Source organism: Streptomyces sp. NPDC057623 (assembly GCF_042800355.1).
Classification (GTDB): Bacteria; Actinomycetota; Actinomycetes; order Streptomycetales; family Streptomycetaceae; genus Streptomyces.
Map to the genome: position 1 here is coordinate 95,969 of NZ_JBHVGZ010000013.1, position 19,081 is coordinate 115,049.

15 protein-coding genes and 1 pseudogene are annotated in these 19,081 nt (G+C 71.9%); 9 read left to right on the plus strand and 7 right to left on the minus strand.

The features are described 5' to 3' along the window. Nucleotides 1-28 precede the first annotated feature (28 nt). The 4 genes from ACFU95_RS16370 to ACFU95_RS16385 all read left to right on the plus strand — a co-directional run bounded on the left by ACFU95_RS16370 (nt 29) and on the right by ACFU95_RS16385 (nt 4,876). A complete protein-coding gene (locus ACFU95_RS16370) occupies nt 29-1,567 on the plus strand; it encodes a sugar ABC transporter ATP-binding protein (RefSeq protein ID WP_383827664.1) in 1,539 nt (512 codons plus the stop codon). Beyond that, nucleotides 1,564-2,664 carry an ABC transporter permease gene (locus ACFU95_RS16375; RefSeq protein ID WP_383827666.1) on the plus strand — a complete coding sequence of 367 codons (1,101 nt, stop codon included), beginning with the start codon at nt 1,564-1,566 and terminating at the stop codon, nt 2,662-2,664. The genes ACFU95_RS16370 and ACFU95_RS16375 overlap by 4 nt, the downstream gene beginning before the upstream one ends. Beyond that, nucleotides 2,661-3,701, plus strand: a complete 1,041-nt coding sequence (gene yjfF, locus ACFU95_RS16380; RefSeq protein WP_383827668.1) for a galactofuranose ABC transporter, permease protein YjfF — start codon at nt 2,661-2,663, stop codon at nt 3,699-3,701. The genes ACFU95_RS16375 and yjfF overlap by 4 nt, the downstream gene beginning before the upstream one ends. 209 nt (nt 3,702-3,910) lie before the next feature. Further along, nucleotides 3,911-4,876: a hypothetical protein gene (locus ACFU95_RS16385; RefSeq protein ID WP_383827670.1), complete on the plus strand. Its 966-nt coding sequence runs from the start codon at nt 3,911-3,913 to the stop codon at nt 4,874-4,876. Between the two features lie 4 nt (nt 4,877-4,880). On the opposite strand, the gene ACFU95_RS16390 is transcribed toward ACFU95_RS16385, so the two are convergent. Next, nucleotides 4,881-6,263, minus strand: a complete 1,383-nt coding sequence (locus ACFU95_RS16390) for a diacylglycerol/lipid kinase family protein (RefSeq protein WP_383827672.1) — start codon at nt 6,261-6,263, stop codon at nt 4,881-4,883. Between the two features lie 99 nt (nt 6,264-6,362). Here ACFU95_RS16390 and ACFU95_RS16395 point away from each other — a divergent pair, with 99 nt between their 5' ends. Then, the gene (locus ACFU95_RS16395) at nt 6,363-7,799 is read left to right on the plus strand and encodes a DUF2252 domain-containing protein (protein ID WP_383827674.1); all 1,437 of its coding nucleotides are present in this window, start codon (nt 6,363-6,365) and stop codon (nt 7,797-7,799) included. Here the strand turns inward: ACFU95_RS16395 and ACFU95_RS16400 are convergent. Next, entirely contained in the window at nt 7,771-9,102 is a 1,332-nt protein-coding gene (locus ACFU95_RS16400) for a cation:proton antiporter (RefSeq protein WP_383827676.1), read from the minus strand. The genes ACFU95_RS16395 and ACFU95_RS16400 overlap by 29 nt on opposite strands. Before the next feature lie 163 nt (nt 9,103-9,265). On the opposite strand from ACFU95_RS16400, the gene ACFU95_RS16405 reads away from it, so the two are divergent. Together ACFU95_RS16405 and ACFU95_RS16410 are read left to right on the plus strand one after the other, a co-directional pair. Continuing rightward, nucleotides 9,266-9,682 carry a hypothetical protein gene (locus ACFU95_RS16405; protein ID WP_383827678.1) on the plus strand — a complete coding sequence of 139 codons (417 nt, stop codon included), beginning with the start codon at nt 9,266-9,268 and terminating at the stop codon, nt 9,680-9,682. Between the two features lie 177 nt (nt 9,683-9,859). Next, entirely contained in the window at nt 9,860-10,267 is a 408-nt protein-coding gene (locus ACFU95_RS16410; protein ID WP_383827680.1) for an SHOCT domain-containing protein, read from the plus strand. A gap of 5 nt (nt 10,268-10,272) precedes the next feature. Here ACFU95_RS16410 and ACFU95_RS16415 read toward each other — a convergent pair whose 3' ends face one another. Next, nucleotides 10,273-11,667: an MFS transporter gene (locus ACFU95_RS16415; protein ID WP_383827682.1), complete on the minus strand. Its 1,395-nt coding sequence runs from the start codon at nt 11,665-11,667 to the stop codon at nt 10,273-10,275. Beyond that, nucleotides 11,660-13,597, minus strand: a pseudogene (locus ACFU95_RS16420) (glycoside hydrolase family 15 protein); the annotation flags it as partial. The pseudogene ACFU95_RS16420 and the gene ACFU95_RS16415, both read right to left, overlap by 8 nt. Nucleotides 13,598-13,913: 316 nt before the next feature. On the opposite strand from ACFU95_RS16420, the gene ACFU95_RS16425 reads away from it, so the two are divergent. Continuing rightward, on the plus strand, nt 13,914-14,291 hold the full coding sequence (locus ACFU95_RS16425) for an SHOCT domain-containing protein (RefSeq protein WP_383827860.1): 378 nt from the start codon (nt 13,914-13,916) through the stop codon (nt 14,289-14,291). 27 nt (nt 14,292-14,318) lie between these two features. Here the strand turns inward: ACFU95_RS16425 and ACFU95_RS16430 are convergent, their stop codons facing one another. The 3 genes from ACFU95_RS16430 to ACFU95_RS16440 form a co-directional block, all read right to left on the minus strand. After that, on the minus strand, nt 14,319-14,516 hold the full coding sequence (locus ACFU95_RS16430) for a hypothetical protein (protein WP_383827684.1): 198 nt from the start codon (nt 14,514-14,516) through the stop codon (nt 14,319-14,321). Between the two features lie 98 nt (nt 14,517-14,614). Beyond that, complete coding sequence (locus tag ACFU95_RS16435; RefSeq protein ID WP_383827686.1) at nt 14,615-17,317, minus strand: LuxR C-terminal-related transcriptional regulator; 2,703 nt, start codon at nt 17,315-17,317, stop codon at nt 14,615-14,617. Nucleotides 17,318-17,419: 102 nt separating this feature from the next. After that, nucleotides 17,420-17,863, minus strand: coding sequence for a MarR family winged helix-turn-helix transcriptional regulator (locus tag ACFU95_RS16440; RefSeq protein ID WP_383827688.1), 444 nt, complete (start codon nt 17,861-17,863; stop codon nt 17,420-17,422). A gap of 114 nt (nt 17,864-17,977) precedes the next feature. On the opposite strand from ACFU95_RS16440, the gene ACFU95_RS16445 reads away from it, so the two are divergent. Further along, nucleotides 17,978-18,976 carry an NADP-dependent oxidoreductase gene (locus ACFU95_RS16445; RefSeq protein WP_383827690.1) on the plus strand — a complete coding sequence of 333 codons (999 nt, stop codon included), beginning with the start codon at nt 17,978-17,980 and terminating at the stop codon, nt 18,974-18,976. Nucleotides 18,977-19,081: the final 105 nt, after the last annotated feature.

The following is a 19,081-nucleotide window of genomic DNA, read 5'->3' on the forward strand; positions in this document are numbered from 1 at the left end:
CTGAACCCATTTCAAGAGGAGCGCTGCCATGGCAGAGCCGCGGCCCGTCCTGGAGATGACGGGCATTGTCAAAGAGTTTCCGGGGGTACGGGCTCTGTCGGACGTCGACTTCCGGCTCTTCCCCGGCGAGATCCACGCCCTCATGGGCGAGAACGGGGCCGGGAAGTCCACCCTCATCAAGGTGCTGACCGGGGTCCATACCCTGGACGGCGGCACGATCACCCTCGACGGCAAGGCCGTACGGATCGGCAGCCCGCTGCAGGCGCAGCACGCCGGCATCAGCACGGTCTACCAGGAGGTCAACCTCTGCCCCAACCTCTCGGTGGCGGAGAACATCTTCATCGGGCGTGAACCCACCCGCGCGGGCCGCATCCAGTGGAAGCAGATACGCAGGCAGGCCGCGGAGATGGTCGACCGGCTCGGCCTCGACATCGACGTGACGGCACCGCTGTCCTCGTACCCGCTGGCCGTGCAGCAACTGGTCGCGATCGTACGGTCGGTGGGCCACGGCGACAGCGACGGCGAGGGCTCCGGCACCAAGGTGCTCGTCCTGGACGAGCCCACCTCCAGCCTCGACCGCGACGAGGTCCTCGAACTGTTCCGCCTGATGCGGCGGCTGCGGGACGAGGGCGTCGCGATCCTCTTCGTGTCGCACTTCCTCGACCAGATCTACGAGATCTGCGACCGCATGACCGTGCTGCGCAACGGCACCCTCGTCGGCGAGCACATGGTGGCCGACCTCGACCAGGTCGGGCTGATCGAGCTGATGATCGGCAAGGCCCTGGACCAGCTGGAGGAGCTGCACGAGCACCAGCTGCGCTCCGACGTCGGCGAGACGCTCGTCAAGGCGGAGGGCCTCGGCCGCACCGGCGGTATCGCCCCCTTCGACCTGGAGATCAAGAAGGGCGAGGTGCTCGGCCTCGCCGGACTGCTCGGCTCCGGCCGCACCGAACTGGCCCGGCTGCTGTTCGGCGCCGACCAGCCCGACAGCGGCAAGGTGAGCGTCGCCGGCAATCAGGTCTCGATGAGCGCCCCCAACGACGCCATCGGCGCCGGTGTCGCGTTCTGCTCGGAGAACCGCAAGACCGAGGGCCTCGTCCCCGATCTCACGGTGCGCGAGAACATCATCCTCGCCCTCCAGGCGTCCCGCGGCTGGACCCGGCCCATCCCGGCCGCCCAGCGCGACGAACTCGTCGCCAAGTACATCAAGGCCCTCGACATCCGCCCTGCCAACCCCGAGGCCCGCGTGGGCCAGTTGAGCGGCGGCAACCAGCAGAAGGTGCTGCTCGCCCGCTGGCTGATCACCCAGCCGAAGCTGCTGATCCTCGACGAGCCCACGCGCGGCATCGACGTCGGCGCCAAGGCCGAGATCCAGAAGCTCGTGGTCTCCCTGTCCGAGGACGGCATGTCCGTGCTGTACATCGCGGCCGAACTGGAGGAGGTGCTCCGGCTCAGCCACACCATCGGAGTGCTGCGCGACCGCAAGCTCGTGGCACAGCTGGCCAACGGGCCGGAGATCACCACCAGCAGGATCCTGGAGACCATCGCGAGCGGAGAGCACCAGTGAGTACCCCATCAGCGACCACCCCCTCCCGCTGGCGAGCACTGACGCACCACCACCTGTTCTGGCCGGTCGCGGTCCTGATCGCCCTGCTGCTCGTCAACGTCCCCTTCACACCCGACTTCTTCGCGATCCGGATGGCCGACGGCCACCTCTACGGCAGCCTCGTCTCGATCGTGCTGTTCGGCTCGCCGCTGATCCTGGTGGCGGTCGGCATGACCCTGGTCATCGCCACCGGCGGCATCGACCTCTCCGTCGGCGCCGTGGTCGCCATCACCGGCGCCCTGACCTGTTCGTACATCAGCGACCAGGCCGACCAGAACGCGCTGGCCGGGGTGTTCCTCGCCATGGGCATCGGCCTGGTGGCGGCAGTGGTCTGCGGCCTGTGGAACGGCTTCCTGGTCGCCCGGATGGGCATCCAGCCCATCATCGCGACCCTCATCATCATGGTCGCCGGACGCGGTGTCGCCCAGCTGATCACCGACGGCCAGATCATCACCATCAACAGCGAGCCGTACAAGCTCATCGGCGGCGGCTACTGGCTGACGCTGCCCTTCTCCATCTTCGTGGTGGCCGCCGTCGTGGCGGTCACCGTCGCCCTGACCCGCCGTACGGCGCTCGGCCTGCTCGTCGAGTCGGTCGGCGGCAACGCCGAGGCCAGCCGCCTGGTCGGCATCCGCTCCCGGCGCATCAAGATCATGGTGTACATGTTCTGCGCCCTGTGCGCGGGCATCGCCGGCCTGATGATCAGCTCCAACACCTCGGCCGCGGACGGCAACAACGCCGGCCTGTGGATCGAGCTGGACGCGATCCTCGCGGTCGTCATCGGCGGCACCTCGCTGCTCGGCGGCCGGTTCTCCATCGGCGGCACCGTGATCGGCGCCCTCGTCATCCAGACCCTGACCACCACGATCTACACCATCGGCGTGCCCACCCAGACCAACCTGGTCTTCAAGGCCCTCGTCGTCATCGTCGTCTGCCTGCTGCAGTCCCCGAAGTTCCGGGCCAAGGTCTTCGGCGCGAAGGGACGCGCCCGGACCACCGCCCCGGCGGAGCCCGCCACCCCGGCCGACGCCGCCCCGAAGATGGAGGTGTCGCGATGAACGCGACCACCAAGACCCCTGCGGCGGCGGAAGGCCGTACGGCGTCCACGGCGGCACGGGCGTCCGCCGCCGCGCGTCTGCTCGGCGACCGGCGGCTGCCCGTCCTGGTCACGGCCGGCCTGTTCCTCGTCATGTACGTCGGCGGTCTCAGCCGCTACCAGAACTACGGCTTCGGTGAACCGCAGGTCTTCCTCAACCTGTTCATCGACAACAGCTATCTGCTGGTCGCCGCCGTCGGCGCCACCTTCGTCATCATGTCCGGCGGCATCGACCTGTCCGTCGGTTCGCTGATCGGCTTCACCACCATGTTCACGGCGTGGCTGGTGGAGCGTCAGGGGCTGCCGCTGCTGCTGGTCGTCCCGCTCGCCCTGGGGGTGGGCGCGTTCGGCGGGTTCCTCATGGGCTATGTGATCCACAACTTCGAGATCCAGCCGTTCATCGTGACCCTCGCAGGGCTCTTCCTCTTCCGGGGCCTCTGCCTGGTCATCAGCAAGGAGTCCATCTCCATCAGCGACTCCACGGTGAGCAGCATGGCCCAGACCCGGGTGCCGCTCGGACTGGGGGAGTTGTCGATCGGCGCCCTCGTCGCCCTGGTCGTCCTCGCCGCCGCCTTCTACATACTCCACTACACGCGCTTCGGCCGCCGGGTGTACGCCATCGGCGGCAACGAGCAGTCGGCGCTGCTGATGGGGCTTCCGCTGGGCGGCACGAAGATCGCCGTGTACACGGTGAGCGGCTTCTGCTCGGCGCTGGCCGGCCTGCTGTTCATGCTGTACATCCAGTCCGGTGACCCGCTGCACGCCGTCGGCATGGAACTCGACGCGATCGCCGCGGTCGTCATCGGCGGCACGCTGCTGACGGGCGGCTCCGGTTACGTCCTGGGCACCCTGTTCGGCGTCCTCGTGCTGGGCCTGATCAAGAGCATCATCCAGTTCGAGGGCACGCTCAGCTCCTGGTGGACGAAGATCGCCACCGGTGTGCTGCTGTGCGCGTTCATCCTGATCCAGCGGGCGATGACGACACGCAGGCAAACATAGGCCGGATCCGGGCACTTGGGCCGACGCGGCCCGTCGTACGGCGTACGTGCGACGGGCCGCCTGAGTCGCCGTACGGACCCGGCGCGGGGGATCGCGCCGAATAGTCGGGCTTGACCCCCACCGACCAAACCGGAAAGGCCAGTTCCGCACACAACCTTCACAGCAGCCGCTAGGAAAGGTGCAGGTCGGTTCCCTAGTCTTCCCGCGTCATGGACTACTGCCACCCGTGCCGCAGGCACCTCAACGGCGCCCTCGCCTGCCCGGGGTGCGGCGCCGCGATCGAAGAGCTGCGCGTGCACGCGGGCCCGCCGGGCGAGTCGTACCCGCAGCAGGCCGTGCAGGCGCCCGCGGGAGCGGTGGGCGGGCAGTACTCCTACGAAGCGTACGAGGGGCACTACGGGGTCGCGGCGGGGCAGTACGGCGGTGGCGAGTACGGCGACCGCCATGCCGAAGCCGGCCACTTTGAAGAGGCCGCGGACCCGGACACGGACGCCGGTGAGGCGGCCGAGGTCGCGCCGGTCGGCGGACGGGCCGCGCGCCGGGCGGCGCAGCGGCGGGGCCGCAGACGCGGTCACGCCGAGCCCGACGAGCACGCCGGGTACGCCGAACAGGACGAGTACGACGACGAGTACGACGACGACCTGGACGAGGAGTCCGGTACGGCCGGCGCCAGCCGTCGCGATCGCAAGGCCGCCGCGCATCGCCGCCGCCGTCGCCGGACCCTGCTGATCGCCGCGGGTTTCGTCCTGGCCGCCGGGGGCCTGAGCCTCGCGGAGCTGGGCATGGACGCCCCGGGCACGAGTCCCAAGCCGGCGGCCGCCGGGGACGAGTCGGCGGAGGGCGCCGCGTCGGAAGAGGTCTCCGCGTCCCCCGACGCGACGGACGGCACGACGAGGACGGACGGGAACTCGCCGTCGCCCGGCCGCTCGGCGTCGCCCTCGGCCTCGAAGTCGCCGAAGGACGAGGACGAGAAGAAGGACAAGGACAAGACCCCCGACAAGAACGGGCAGTCCGCGCCGGCGGGCGACGGCTCCGGCACCGCCACCGAGGCCCCCGCCCCGACCTCCGAGCCGGAGGCCCCGGCGCCCACCGCGGACCCGACCACGTCCGACCCGACCCCGGACCCGTCGCCCTCGGAGACGGAGTGCGACCGGTTCCTGTGGTGGTGCACCTGATCGCTCAGTTCCGCGCATCCCGGTGATCGTCACCGCTTGCCGGAACGTCACGTGCGAACGCCAGGCGGCCCAGCGTCCGCCAGTCCACCGACGGCCTCGCGCCGGGCACTCCCGGCCGCTCGCGCGGCACGCGGACGCGCAGCACGCCGGGCGAGATACGGCACCTCACGGGCGTGGGCAGCAGCAGGGCCTCGCCGTCGACGCCGACCGGGATGTCGGGGGCGTCGGCGTCGACCACCACCTCGTGCCCGGCCAGCGTGGTGAGTCCGCGCCCGTGGTGACCGCGCAGCAGACCGGCCGCCTGGGCCGCGTTGTCCACGGTGATCCCGAGGACGCCCAGGACACCGGAGTCCAGCCGCGCCCGCCGGCCCAGCCCCGCGGCGTCGCCCAGCTGGTAGGGGTTGTTGCTGACCAGGACCGCCTGGGGCGCGTCGATGACCGCGCCGCCCGCGCGAACCGTCAGTCGCGGTCCGTTCTCGTGGGTCAGCAGGTCCGGGAGCTCCCGCAGGATGGTGGGCACCTTGCCGTCGCGGTAGGCGGGGCTCTGCACGACGGCCGCGTACACGCCGAAGGACGCGTTGTTGACGAAGACGCGCTCACCGATGACGCCCAGGTCGACGCGGAGTTCGACCCCGTCGGTGAGGGCGTCGAGGCCCGTGGACGGGTCGGTGCGATCGAGGCCGAGGTCCATGGCGAAGTGGTTGCGGGTGCCGGCGCAGATCACCATGAACGGCACCCCGTGCCCGGCGGCCACGCCCGCCACCTCCGCCTGTGTGCCGTCCCCGCCGGCGACCCCCAGCAGGTCCGCGCCCCGCGCCACGGCCCGGCGGGCGAGCTCCGCGACGTCCTGCGGGTGAGCCGCATCGAGCACGGCGACCTCGGCGCCCAGGGCGCGGGCCTTGGCGACGAGGTCGTACCGGCCGACCTTTCCGCCCCCGGAGCGGGGGTTCATGATCAGGAACGGTGTCCGTGGCGGCGCGGTCGCGTACTGCCGGGGACCGGCCGGCCCGACGTCCGCGGCGAGGGCGGCCCGCCCGATCAGCATCGCCACGGCCCACAGCACCAGGACCGACAGCACGACCCACAGCAGGCCCACCGTCGCGTAGGCCACCAGCACCGCGAGCGGGACGAGCACGGCGAGCGCGGCGGCCACGGCCCGGGCCGCTCCGTGCCGGGCCAGGGTCCACCACAGCGCGGCCGCGGTCGCGGCGAGCCCCGCCAGGCCGACGACCAGCAGCGCGAGGCTCCTGACCCCGGCGACCGCCAGCAGCAGAGCGATCGCGCCTGCCGCCACCAACAGCGCCAGGCGTGCCGCCCACCGCCGGGCCGCCGCACGGGGGCGATCGGCCGGGCCGGACGTTCGAACGGGCTTCCGCGTACCGCCCACAGAGGCATCCCACCGCCCGCGCGCCGGACCCGCATCACCTGTCGCGGGTGATCCCCCCGAAGAACGCGGCTGTGACGATGCGGGCAAGGAGGTCCGGTCATGGCCACGCTGCACGACGCCCCGCTCGCCCCGACGATCCACCACGCGCTCTCCCCGACCGAGCGCGCGGCCCTCGGCAAGGAGGCACGCGCGCGCGTGCCGCGCTCCGGCCACGCCCTCTTCGAACACGACGAGAAGCGGCCCGATCCCGTCGAGATCATCGAGCGGCAGTCGGCCGCCCGCGTTCCCGAACTCGTCCCCGTCCGGTACGGCCGGATGCTCGAATCGCCGTTCCGCTTCTACCGGGGAGCCGCGGCGATCATGGCGTCCGATCTCGGTGCGGCCCCGCACACCGGGCTCACCGTCCAGCTGTGCGGTGACGCCCATCTGCTGAACTTCCGGCTCCTCGCCTCCCCCGAACGCCATCTCGTCTTCGACATCAACGACTTCGACGAGACGCTGCCGGGCCCCTTCGAGTGGGACGTCAAGCGGCTCGCCGCGAGCCTGGTGATCGCGGGCCGGGCCAACGGGTTCCCGGCGAAGCATTGCGACACCGTCGTCCGCGCCGGAGTGGAGTCCTACCGCGAACGCATGCGGGAGTTCGCCGGGATGCGCACCCTCGACGTCTGGTACGCCCGCGACGACTTCGACCGGATCGACGAGCTCCTGCCCGGGCGGCCGGGCCGGGAGGAGAAGCAGCGGGCCGCCCGGGCGTCGGAGAAGGCACGCTCCCGCACGAGCCTCCAGGCCGCCGCGAAGCTGACCCGGGTGGTGGACGGCGAACTCCGGATCATCTCGGATCCCCCCTTGATCACCCCGCTCTCCGAACTGCTGCCCGGCGCGGAGGGCGAGGGCCTGGCAGGGACCCTGCGGGAGCTGGTCTCCGACTACACGGCCAGCCTGTCGTCGGAACGCAGGGGGCTGCTGAGCCGGTTCCACGTGGTCGACATGGCGCGCAAGGTCGTCGGGGTCGGCAGCGTCGGCACCCGCTGCTGGATCATCCTGCTGCTCGGCCGCGACGACGAGGACCCGCTCCTGCTCCAGGCCAAGGAGGCGGGCGACTCGGTCCTCGCCCCCTTCTGCGGGGCCAGCGCGTACGACAACCAGGGCGAGCGGGTGGTGACCGGGCAGCGGCTGATGCAGGCCGCCAGTGACATCTTCCTCGGCTGGGAGCACGTCACGGGCATCGACGGCCGCGAACGCGACTTCTACGTACGGCAGTTGAGGGACTGGAAGGGCATCGCCCGCCCCGAGACCATGGACGCCGGGACCCTGGGCCTGTTCGCCCGCCTCTGCGGCGCCTCCCTGGCCCGCGCGCACGCCCGCTCCGGCGACCCGGTCGCCATCGCCGCCTACCTCGGCCGCGGTGACTCCTTCGACCGCGCCCTGGTGCGGTTCGCCCGGGCCTACGCCGACCAGAACGAACGCGACCACCAGGCACTGACCGACGCGGTCTCCGCCGGACGCGTCACGGCCCGGACCGACCTGACGGCCTGACCCGGGTGCCCTCCGGCACGCGAGCGTCCGGCGCGTCGTCGCGCTCCCGCAGCCTCCGCCCGTCGGTGGCGGCGGCGGCGCGTGCGTACCAGCGGCCGTACCGCTCGGCCAGTGCCACGGCCGAGGCGCCCTGGAGCAGGATGCTCAGGGCCACGGTGACGGCGGCCGCCCGCCCCAGCGTCTGAGTCCCCGGCACCTGCTCCTCCACCACGAGCAGCGCCAGGACGACGGAGGCGAGGCCGCGCGGCCCGAACCACCCGAGGTACAGCACCGTGGGCCACCGCAGCCCGCTGCCGAGCAGGGCGAGGGCGACCGGGACCATCCGCACGACCGTCAGGCTGAGCACGGCGTACAGGACGATCTCCCAGGTCAGATGCTTCAGCGCCGGGCCGAGCAGCACCGCCCCGAAGAGCATCAGGCTGATCGACGCCAGCAGCTCGCCGAGGTTCTCGGCGAACTCGGGCGTGCGGTCCGGACCCGGGGGGCGGGGCGAGCGTCCCGTGCGGGGCCGCCGCACGGCGTGTCCGAAGGCGAACCCGGCGACCCACGCCGCGATGAAGCCGCTGCCGTCGGTGAGGACGGCCAGCTCGAACGCGACCACGGCCACACCGAGCACATAGACCTGCGCTCCCGGGCCCGCGACCCAGCCGCGGGCCCGGGCCGCCCGCAGCAGCCGCCCGCCGATGTCGCCGGCCAGCAGCCCGAGGACGCCGCTGAGCAGCAGGGTGCGCCAGAAGGCGCCCGCGACGCCCTCCTGCGCGTAGGACGTGCCGGGCACGGCCGCGGCGAAGACGAGGAAGAACGGCAGCACCAGACCGTCGTTCAGCCCGCTCTCCGCGTTGAGCCCGTGGCGCACGAGCGACGGGACGCGGGGGTCCGACATGGCGGCCTTGCCCAGGGCGGCGTCGGTGGGCGCGAGGATCGCCCCCAGCAGGGCCAGCTCCCACACGGTCGGTCCCGGCAGCAGCGGCCAGGCCAGCAGCCAGCCCGCCGCGATGCACAGCGGGAGGCCGATGCCGAGCAGCCGGGCGGGCAGGAAGCCGCCCGCGGCCAGGTCCCGGCGCCGCAGGGCCATGGCGTCGGTGAACAGCAGCAGGGTCAGGGCGGCCTCCATCAGGGCCGTGACCGGCGCGGCGAAGCGCTCGATGTCGACGACGCCGAGGACGGCGGGACCGATCAGCACGCCGCTGCCGGTGAACACGATCGCCGAGGTGACCGGCGTGGCCGACAGCCGACGGGAACCGAGGGCGTAGGCCGCGGTGACACCCGCCACCGCCAGCCCTGTCCAGGCACCACCGCTCATCGCGCAGCCTCCTCGGGCCCGGCGCCCGCCCCGTCGCTCCATGGCAGCAGGGCACCCGGCCGACGGGCCTCACCCTCCGGGGGTGACGACGGGCGCGCCCTCGTGAACCACGCTCGATGGTGTACGGCTGCGCGCCGCAGCCCGGTGAGGAAGGAAGCCGGACATGGCCACCACCACTACGCGCCACCGGGAGGGGAAGCAGGTCGCCGCTTCCGGTCTGACGCTGTTCGCAGGGGTGATGATGTTCATCGCCGGGATCCTCGATGTCTTCCGGGGAATCATGGGGATCGCCGAGGACGACGTCTACGTCTCCACCCCCAACTACATCTTCAAGTTCGACCTGACCAGCTGGGGCTGGATCAACCTGCTGTTCGGGGCGATCGCCGTGATCGTGAGCTTCGGCCTCTTCACGGCGAAGACGTGGGCGAGGGTCGTCGGCGTCGGCATCGCGGCACTGCTGCTCATCGCCAACTTCCTGTCCATCCCGTACTACCCGGTCTGGTCGCTCACCCTGATCGCGCTGTACGCGTTCATCATCTGGGCCCTGTGCGTGGTGAAGCGGGACCCCCTCTCCGACTAGGGCGAACTCCTGCCGGCTGCCGGCCCGTACCGCGCTGGGTGCGGGCCTTCGGCTGCGCGCAGGCCACCCGTGGGGGGTGATGCCGCGGGGGACCGGTCGGGCGCACCGTGAAGCCGACGGGTCACGAGTCCCCGGGCGCCGCATGGTCGGCGCGGATGCCGGCCGACGGAGGCGATCATGGACTATCCCCTGCTCGACGTGTTCCTGACGATGCTCTGGTTCTTCCTGTGGATCATGTGGTTCATGCTGCTGTTCCGCGTCGTCGCCGACATCTTCCGGGACGACGCCCTCAGCGGCTGGGGGAAGGCCGGCTGGACGCTGCTGGTGTGCGCGCTGCCGTTCGCCGGCGTCCTCGCCTACCTGGTCGCCCGCGGGCGCGGGATGGGCGAGCGCGAGATGCGCCGGGCGCGGGACCAGGAGCGGGCCTTTAGGGCGTACGTCCAGGAGGCCGCCGCACCCGAACCCATGGCACCCGGCACCGGCACCAAGGCGGACGAACTCGGCAGGCTGGCCGCGCTGCACGACCAGGGCGCCATCACCGACGCCGAGTACGAGCGGGCCAAGGCGAAGGTCCTCGCGGTCTGACGCCGTCAGGGCGCCGCGCCCGGGGCCGGTTCCCGCGGCAGCAGTCCCGCGGCCACGAGGCCGACGATGCCGACGGCGCCCAGCACGAGCAGGGCGACGGCGTAGGCGCCGCTGGTGAGTCCGGAGACGAGGATCGTGCCCGCGACGGCCGTACCGAACGAGGAGCCGAGGTTGGAGACGCTGCGGGAGAGCCCGGAGATCTCGCCCTGCCGCTCCTCGGGGAAACTGGACTGGACGACGTTGACGGACGGCGTGAGCATCACGCCCAGACCGAGCCCGATCAGCAGGAGCCCGGGGGCGTAGGCCCAGGGGTTGGTGGACGCGCTCGCCAGGGCGATCAGGATCGCGATGCCCCCGACCGACAGGACGAAGCCGGTCATGACGAGCGTGCGCTGCGACCGGCGCTTCGAGAGGCGCTCGGCGGCCAGGGACGAGGCGAGCAGGCCGAGCGTGGCGGCCGTGAAGATGACCCCGGTCTCGATGGCGTCGTAGCCGCGGACCACCTGGAGGTAGGCGGCCACGGTGAACGACGTGCCCATGAGCAGGAGCCACTGGACGTTCTGGGTGACGAGTCCGAGGTTGGACGTGCGGACGCGGAACAGGCTGAGGGACAGCAGCGGCTCCCGGCCGGACGCCTCCTCCGCGCGGACCCGGTGGAAGAACCACCCGAGCACGAGGACACCCCCGGCGAGCAGGCCGAGCATCAGCCAGACGTTGTCGTCCGCCGCCAGGATGCCCGTCACGATCAGGACGAGACCCACGGCCGACAGGACCGCCCCGCCGGTGTCGAACGAACGGGCCGGATCCGGCGGCAGCGGGTCCTGCATCCTGCGGCTGAGCACGACGATCACCGCGATGACCAGGGCCTGGAAGACGAACGCCGCCCGCCAGCTGATCGCCGTCGTGATGAGTCCGCCGATGAGCGGACCGGCGGCCGCCCCGATGCCGCCCAGTGCCATGATCACCCCGAAGGCGCGGGCCCGGGAGACCAGGTCCGGGTAGAGGAGGGTGGCGAGGATGTAGACGGGCGGGATCAGCAGCGCCGTGCCGATGCCTTCCAGGATCGAGTTGCCTAGGATCAGCACGCCGAGGCCGGGCGCGACCGCGCACAGCAGGGCTCCGACGGCGTAGACGACGAGACCCGTAAGGAAGCAGCGCTTGCGGCCGTAGCGGTCGGTGAGCTTGCCGCCGGGGATCATCAGCGCGGCCATGACCAGCAGGAACACCGTGATGGCCACCTGTACGCCCTGCACGGTGGTGTCCAGGTCCTCGCTGATGTCGTTGATCATCACGTTCATGTTGGAGCCGGCGAAGCTGCAGATGAACTGGGCCAGCGCGAGGGCGGCGAGCACGGTCCCCCGCCCTCGCCCCGGCTCCCGTGGGCGGTCCGTGTCAGCCACCGCCGTCGCCTCCGGCCGCCGAGCGGACGGGGACGGTGAATCCGTACGGTGTCGCGTGCCGGTCGTCGCCCCGCGCCGGATGCGCCTCGGCCTGGCCGAGCTGCTCGTCCAGGGCCATGGCCGCGGTGATCAGGGCGAGGTGGGTGAACGCCTGGGGGAAGTTGCCCAGTTGTTCGCCCGAGGGGCCGATCTCCTCCGCGAAGAGGCCGACATGGTTGGCGTAGGTGAGCATCTTGTCGAACGCGTACCGGGCCCGCCCGAGCCGTCCGCTGCGGGCCAGGGCCTCGACGTAGAAGAAGCTGCACAGGTTGAAGGTGCCCTCGGAGCCGCGCAGCCCGTCGGGGGATGCCTGGGGGTCGTAGCGGTAGACGAGGCTGTCGCTGACCAGCTCCTGGTCCATGGCGTCGAGGGTGGTGAGCCAGTCCGGGTCGTGCGGTGAGAGGAAACCGACCCGCGGCATCAGCAGCAGCGAGGCGTCCAGGACGTCCGTGTCGTAGTGCTGGACGAACGCCTGGCGCTTGTCGTGCCAGCCGTGTTCGACGATCTGCCGGAAGACCGTGTCCCGGGTCTCGGTCCAGCGGCCGACCTGCCCCGGGCGGGCGAAGAGCCTGGACGCGCGGACGCCGCGGTCGAAGGCGACCCAGGTCATCAGCCGGCTGTAGGTGAAGTTCTGCCGGCCGCCGCGGGTCTCCCAGATCCCCTCGTCGGGCTGGTCCCAGTGGTCGCAGAGCCAGTCCAGTACGTCGCGCATGGCGCCCCAGCCGCGGATCGTCCCCATGTCGCCGCCCACCGCCAGCGCGTCGGCGGCCTCGCCGTAGATGTCGAGCTGCAGCTGGTCGGCGGCCGCGTTGCCGGCCCGGACCGGCCGTGAGCCCCGGTAGCCCTCCAGGTGGTCGAGGGTCTCCTCGGCCAGCCGGGGGTCGCCGTCGACCCGGTACATGATCTGGAGGGGGTCCCCGGGGGCGGCACTGCCGGCCTCGACGCGTGCGAGCAGCCAGTGGCGGAACGCGTACGCCTCCGTCTCGAAGCCCAGATCGATCAGGGCCCGCACGGAGAGCGAGGCGTCCCGCACCCAGGTGTAGCGGTAGTCCCAGTTGCGTTCGCCGCCGATCTGCTCGGGCAGTCCCATGGTGGCGGCGGCGATGGGCGCGCCCGTGGGGGCGTAGGTGAGCAGCTTGAGGGTGATCGCCGAGCGGTTCACGATGTCCTGCCAGCGTCCCCGGTAGGTGCAGGAGCGCAGCCACGACAGCCAGAAGGTGCGGCACGACGCCATGTCGTCGATCACGCCGCCCAGGCTCGGCGCGGGCGCCGGGGCGGCCCCGCTCGCGGTGCCGGTCAGCACGACGGCCACCGCCTGCCCGGCGGAGAGCGTGAAGCGGGCGGTGACGTCGTCCCCCTCGGTGCGGAACGTGACCCCGGTGGTGGACTGGAGGTGCAGATCGGTTCCCGGGCCGTGGAAGTGCGCGGAGCGGCCGTCGTCCTGCGGGAGGGTGACGGTGTGCGGGGCGCGCGCGTAGTCGAAGCGGGGACGGCAGACGAAGGTGAAGGGCAGGCTGCCCCGGACGACCCGCGCGATCCGGATGAGACGGTGCCGGTCCGTCGGCAGCGTGGAGTCGACGGGCGGCATGAAGTCGGCGACCTCGCCGACACCGCCCGGCGCCATGTAGCGCGTGATCAGGATCGCCGTGTCGGACAGGTACAGCTGCCGTACCGTCAGCCCCTCGCCCGCGAGGAGATCCACGGCCAGCCGGCAGTGGCCGCCGCGTTCGCTGTCCAGCAGCGAGGCGAAGACGCTGGGTGAGTCGAAGCGCGGCGTACACCACCAGTCGACGGTTCCGGCGGACGACACCAGAGCAGCGGTCTGGAGGTCGCCGACCATGCCGTGCTCGGCGATGGGCGGATAGCGGTCCACTGTGCCTCCTGTCGTCCACCGGGTACGCCGATGCGCTCCTGGGACGGCTCACCTTCATCGTTCGAGCGTGCCCGGGGCGGGACTTCACCCCTGACAGGTGAAACCCGCGGCGCCGGGCGCGCCGACGGCACGGGGCCTTCCGGCTGGTCGGCCCGGCGCCGCGCCCGACGGCCGCGCTGCCACGGACAGCGACACCCCACCCGATTCGGGTGATGCCGTCCCGGGCCGACAGGCGCAGCGTGGAGCCATCAGGCTTGGAGTGCCGCCGTGCTGCCACGGCGGCCGGCATCTGGAGGCAACAGTGGACTATCCGCTGCTCAACGCGTTCCTGACCATGCTCTGGTTCTTCCTCTGGGTCATGTGGTTCGTGCTGCTGTTCCGGGTCATCGGCGACATCTTCCGCGACGACACCATGAGCGGCGGGGGCAAGGCGGGCTGGACGGTCTTCGTCTGTGTGCTGCCGTTCCTCGGCGTCTTCGTCTACCTGATGGCCCGTGGGCGCGGCATGGGCGAGCGTGACGTGCGCCAGATGCAGCGCCAGGAGGAGGCGTTCCGCTCCTACGTCCAGAAGGCGGCCGCCGACGTCCCGGAGAGCGGCGCGATGCGGGCGACCCGCGCGGACGAACTGGCCAAGCTGGCCGGGCTGCACGACCACGGCGACATCACCGACGCCGAGTACGAGCGGGCCAAGGAGAAGGTGCTGGCGGGCTGAGCCGTACGGCCGCCCGCGACCGGCGGCTCACTCCGGCAGCCGGCGGAACTCCACGATGTGCAGGCCCAGCGACTGGAACCGTATCAACAGGCCGTACAGATGGGCCTCGTCGTCGACCTTGCCGTACAGCACGGTCTGGTGGGGGACGACGAAGGAGTCCAGTTCGGGGAACGCCGTGGTCAGTTCCTCCGACATCTGTCCGTCGACACGGATCTCGTAGCGCATGCCCTCATGCTGTGCGACCCGGGCGGCAGGTGGCATCACCCCGACGAGGTGAGCGGCGGCCGTGGTCCGCGGAGCCGGAGCCGGAGCCGGAGCCGGAGTCAGAGCAGTCCGAGCTCGCGGGCCCGGCGGACCGCCTCGCCGCGCCGGGTGGCGGCCAGCTTGCGGTAGATGCCCTTCAGGTGCGTCTTCACCGTGTTGACCGACAGATGGAGGTCGGCGGCGATCTCCTCGGTGGACATGAGCTCGGCCAGCCGTTCCAGGACGTCCTGTTCCCGCGGGCTGAGCGGCTCGGGGCGCGGGCCCACGGACTCCTCCCGGTGCCGTGGGGCGGCGGGCCGCGGCGCGAGGGTGCCGGCCAGCCAGGCATGTTCCCGGGCGAGCGCGGGCCGCTCCAGCAGCCGCCGCCTGAGCCACGGCCCGGCTTCCAGGAACGGCCGTCTGAGGTGATGCGGACGGGCGGCCGCCAGGGCCCGCGGGAGCAGGCTCTCCGCGGCGACGGAGTCACCGAGCGCGTCGACGGCCTGCGCACGGGTCAGCAGCACCCACACGTCGATCACCGGTCCCCGGTTCCCGGGCTCGGGGAGTTCGTCGAGGATGCCCAGCGCCCGTTCGCTGTCGCCCGCGGCCACCCGTGCCCGGGCCTCGGCGGCCAGGCTCTCCGGGCTGTGCAGCGGTTGTTCCTCGAAGACCTTGACCGCCGCCTTCGGATCACCGTCGGCCAGATGCGCCGAGGCCGTGGCCATGGCGATGCGGTCGCTCACCCACGGGGAGGGCTCGGCGGAGACCAGGGGCTGCCTCGCCATGTCGTCGAGCGCCGCCAGAGCCGCCCGGGAGTCCCCCCGCGCGACCAGCATCCGCGAGCGCAGGATCGCCAGCTCCACGGCCACGATGGGATCGCGGGCGGCGGCGGACGTGGCGGCGGCCTGGCCGAGATGGCCCTCGGCGGCCGTCAGATCGTCGCGGTCGATGGCGACGGCGGCCAGCACGAGCTGCGCCATCCCGGTCCGGTCGGACACCGGCAGCCCCGACTGCTCCGCCTCGGCGATCGCCCCCCGGGCATGAGCCTCGGCCTGACCGGGCCGGCCGTGCAGGAAGTCGATCAGCGCCAGCCTGCCGAGAGCCTCGTGCCGGGCGAAGGCCGTGGAGAGCCCCTGGGCGGCCGCGACGGCGGCGGACAGCGTGGTGCGCGCGGCATCGAAGCGGCCCGCCCACAGCTGCGCCGATCCGAGGTCGGTGAGCATCAGGGCCGTCAGCTCCGGGCTCCGCTCCAACCGGTCGGCGGGGAGGGTGTGTTCGGCCTGTGCGGCGTCCCTCGCCGCCGTCTCGGCCAGGTCCGCCGAGCCCGCCACCCGGGCGGCCAGCACCCGGAGCACCGCACAGGTCAACCGCACCGCCGCGGCGTCGTCGCTGTCGCCGCCCGGCAGGTTCTCCTCGGCGCGGCGCAGATACGCGACACCCCGGTCGACGTCGTGGTGGGCCAGCTCGCGCGCCGCGCGCACCAGGTCGGGGGCGGGCCCGGACGCCTCCGGCGCCATCCGGGCGAAGAGCACGTCCAGCCGCTCGGCGGCCAGGCCGGTCAGTAGCCGGCCGATCGCCAGATGGCCGACGAGCTCGGTGGCGGCGAGCTCCCAGTCACCCGCGTCCGCCGCATGCCCCAGTGCCTCGTCGAGCAGGCCCGCCCTGCTCAGCCACGCGGCGGCCGTACGGTGCAGCTCCGGCTCCAGGCCGGGGTGGCGCACCCGCAGATGCACCCTGAGGATCTCGGCGAACAGCGAGTGCAGGCGGTACCACGAACGCCCGATGGGCTCGACGAAAGCGTTCGTCCGCTGGAGTTCCTCCAGGACCGGCTCCGCGTCCTCCCGCCCGGTGAGGGCGTTGGCCAGATCCGGGTGGGTCTTCTCCAGGATGCTGGTGCGCAGCAGCAGGTCCTGGGTCTCGGCGGGGTGGGCGCGCAGCACCTCGCCCAGCAGGAAGTCGGCCACGGTGCTGTGCCCGGCCTCGAAGTCCTTCAGGAAGCTCTCCGGGTCGTCGGCCCGCTGCGCGGCCAGGGCACACAGCCGCAGCCCCGCCGCCCAGCCCTCGGTGCGTTCGGTCAGCATGCGCGCGGCCTCGGCCGACAGGGGCAGCCCGTGCCGGTCGACCAGGGCCGCGGTCTCCTCGGCGCGGAACGCGAGGTCGTCGGCGCGGATGTCGACGAGTTCACCGGCGGCCCGGTAGCGGTGCAGGGGCAGCAGCGGCTCCGTGCGGCTGATGACCACCAGCCGCAGTCCGTCGCCGGCGTGGCGGAGCACGAACTGGAGCTCGTCGGCCACCGCGGCGGAGCCGGCCACCCGGTCGAACTCGTCCAGGACGAGGATCACCCGGCCGTCCCGTTCGTTCAGCCAGGCCGCCAGCCGGGCCAGCAGCGAGTGGTCCACCTCGCCGGGCCGGGCCGGGCTGCCGACGGAGTCGGGCGGGGCGACCCCGTGGCGCCGGAAGGCGTGCAGGACGTAGGACCAGAAGACTCCGGGCGCGCTGTCCTGTGGCTCCACGGTCAGCCAGGCGAAGCTCCCCGGTTCACAGGCCGTGATCCAGTCGGCGACCAGCAGGGTCTTGCCCGCGCCCGCGGGACCGTTGACCAGGGTCAGCGGACTTCGGTCGCCTTCGGTCAGCTGCTCGACGAGCCGGGCCCTGCGTACGAACGTTGCCGGGACCGTCGGCACCGTGAGCCGGGCGGCGAGCACCGGGTCGCCGTCCGGCGTCACCCCCGTCACCGTGACATCGCCGTGGCCCCCTCCGACGGAGCGCGCCTTCACGCCCATCACACCCCTTATGGATGCCCGAGCGGTACAACACCACGTTCCGATCCTCACCCCGGGCCAGGCCACCCGCAAGTGGCGCCCCGGACAGCTCCCGGGCCCGTCCTAGACGTCCACGCCCAGCATCCGCCGCAGCAGGTCCCGCAAGGTCAGCCGCTGCTCGTCCGACAGCCCCGCCAGCGGCTCCCGGGCGAACCGCAGGGAGTCCCGCAGGCTGCGGGCCACCCGCAGGCCCTCGTCCGTCGCCGCCGCCAGCTTCACACGGCGGTCCGCCGGGTCCGGGCGCCGCTCCACCAGACCCCGGGTCTCCAGGCGGTCCACGATCCCCGTCACGTTCGACGGCTCGCAGCGCAGCCGCTGGGCCAGCTTCCGCATCGGCAGCGGCTCCAGGGCCAGCAGGCTGAGCAGCCGCGCCTGGGCGCCGGTGAGCGCGTGCTCGGCGGCGGCCCCCTCGTACTCCTCGTGGTAGCGGGCCACGACGGAGCCGATGAGGTCGACGACTTCGAGGGTCAGCTCATCGGGGCGGCGGGTCTTGTGTGGGGTGGCCATGCTCTCAGGGTAACCCCGTTACTTGACATCATGAAATATTCAGGAGCATGGTTGTTTCAGTGGCTTAAGTAAATGCACGCGGCACAACCGCAGTACGTCGGAAGGGCACCCCCCATGATCAACCGCGAATGGCACCTCCTCTCCCGCCCCGTCGGCTGGCCCAAGGCGGAAGACTTCGCCCTGGTGGAGGCCGAGATGCCGACCCCCGCCGAGGGTCAGGTGCTGGTACGGAACAAGTACCTCTCCGTCGACCCGTACATGCGCGGACGCATGTCGTCGGCCAAGTCCTATGTCGCCCCCTTCGAGCTCGGCAAGGTCATGCAGGGCGGCGCCGTCGGCGAGGTCGTCGAGTCCAACGCCGAGGGCATCGCCGTCGGCGACCATGTCCTGCACTTCTTCGGCTGGCGCGAGTACGCCGCCGTGGACGCGAAGAACGCCGTCAAGGTCGACCCGGACGCCGCGCCCCTGTCCACCTACCTCGGCGTCCTCGGCATGACCGGCCTCACCGCCTACGCCGGTCTGCTGCGCACCGCCTCCTTCAAGGAGGGCGACGTCGTCTTCGTCTCCGGCGCGGCCGGTGCCGTCGGCAGCCAGGTCGGCCAGATCGCCAAGCTCAAGGGCGCCTCCCGGGTCATCGGCTCCGCCGGGTCCGAGGAGAAGGTGAAGCTCCTCGTCGAGGAGTACGGCTTCGACGCCGCCTTCAACTACAAGGACGGGTCGGTGAGCGAGCAGCTGCGCGAGGCCGCCCCCGACGGCATCGACGTCTACTTCGACAACGTCGGCGGCGACCACCTCGAGGCCGCGATCGGGCAGCTCAACGTGCACGGCCGGATCGCGATCTGCGGCATGATCTCGGTCTACAACAACACCGAGCCGGCCCCCGGCCCGAAGAACCTCGCCCGCCTCATCGCGACCCGCGGCCGCATCGAGGGCCTGCTCGTCGGTGACCACTACGACTTCCAGCCGCAGTTCGTCCAGGAGGTCGGGCCCTGGGTCGCCTCCGGGCAGCTCAAGTACCGCGAGACCCTCGCGGAGGGCATCGAGAACAACCTGGAGGCGTTCCTCGGGGTCCTGCGCGGCGACAACACCGGGAAGATGATCGTCAAGCTGTAGTTCTCCCGGCGGGCGCAGGTCCGCTCAGACTCAGGTCTGTGCTGGATTTCCGGCATGCGGTAACTTCTTTCCGAATTCCGTTCGCGATCGTGGGCGCGAGTCGCG

Excerpts from the sequence above, each read along its gene's own strand:
- ACFU95_RS16430 (WP_383827684.1), bottom strand. The coding sequence starts at position 14,516 with ATGCGCTACGAGATCCGTGTCGACGGACAGATGTCGGAGGAACTGACC.
- ACFU95_RS16425 (WP_383827860.1), top strand. The coding sequence starts at position 13,914 with ATGCTCTGGTTCTTCCTCTGGGTCATGTGGTTCGTGCTGCTGTTCCGG.
- ACFU95_RS16370 (WP_383827664.1), top strand. The coding sequence starts at position 29 with ATGGCAGAGCCGCGGCCCGTCCTGGAGATGACGGGCATTGTCAAAGAG.
- ACFU95_RS16435 (WP_383827686.1), bottom strand. The coding sequence starts at position 17,317 with ATGGGCGTGAAGGCGCGCTCCGTCGGAGGGGGCCACGGCGATGTCACG.
- ACFU95_RS16410 (WP_383827680.1), top strand. The coding sequence starts at position 9,860 with ATGGACTATCCCCTGCTCGACGTGTTCCTGACGATGCTCTGGTTCTTC.
- ACFU95_RS16405 (WP_383827678.1), top strand. The coding sequence starts at position 9,266 with ATGGCCACCACCACTACGCGCCACCGGGAGGGGAAGCAGGTCGCCGCT.
- ACFU95_RS16400 (WP_383827676.1), bottom strand. The coding sequence starts at position 9,102 with ATGAGCGGTGGTGCCTGGACAGGGCTGGCGGTGGCGGGTGTCACCGCG.
- ACFU95_RS16395 (WP_383827674.1), top strand. The coding sequence starts at position 6,363 with ATGGCCACGCTGCACGACGCCCCGCTCGCCCCGACGATCCACCACGCG.
- ACFU95_RS16445 (WP_383827690.1), top strand. The coding sequence starts at position 17,978 with ATGATCAACCGCGAATGGCACCTCCTCTCCCGCCCCGTCGGCTGGCCC.
- ACFU95_RS16385 (WP_383827670.1), top strand. The coding sequence starts at position 3,911 with ATGGACTACTGCCACCCGTGCCGCAGGCACCTCAACGGCGCCCTCGCC.
- ACFU95_RS16440 (WP_383827688.1), bottom strand. The coding sequence starts at position 17,863 with ATGGCCACCCCACACAAGACCCGCCGCCCCGATGAGCTGACCCTCGAA.
- yjfF (WP_383827668.1), top strand. The coding sequence starts at position 2,661 with ATGAACGCGACCACCAAGACCCCTGCGGCGGCGGAAGGCCGTACGGCG.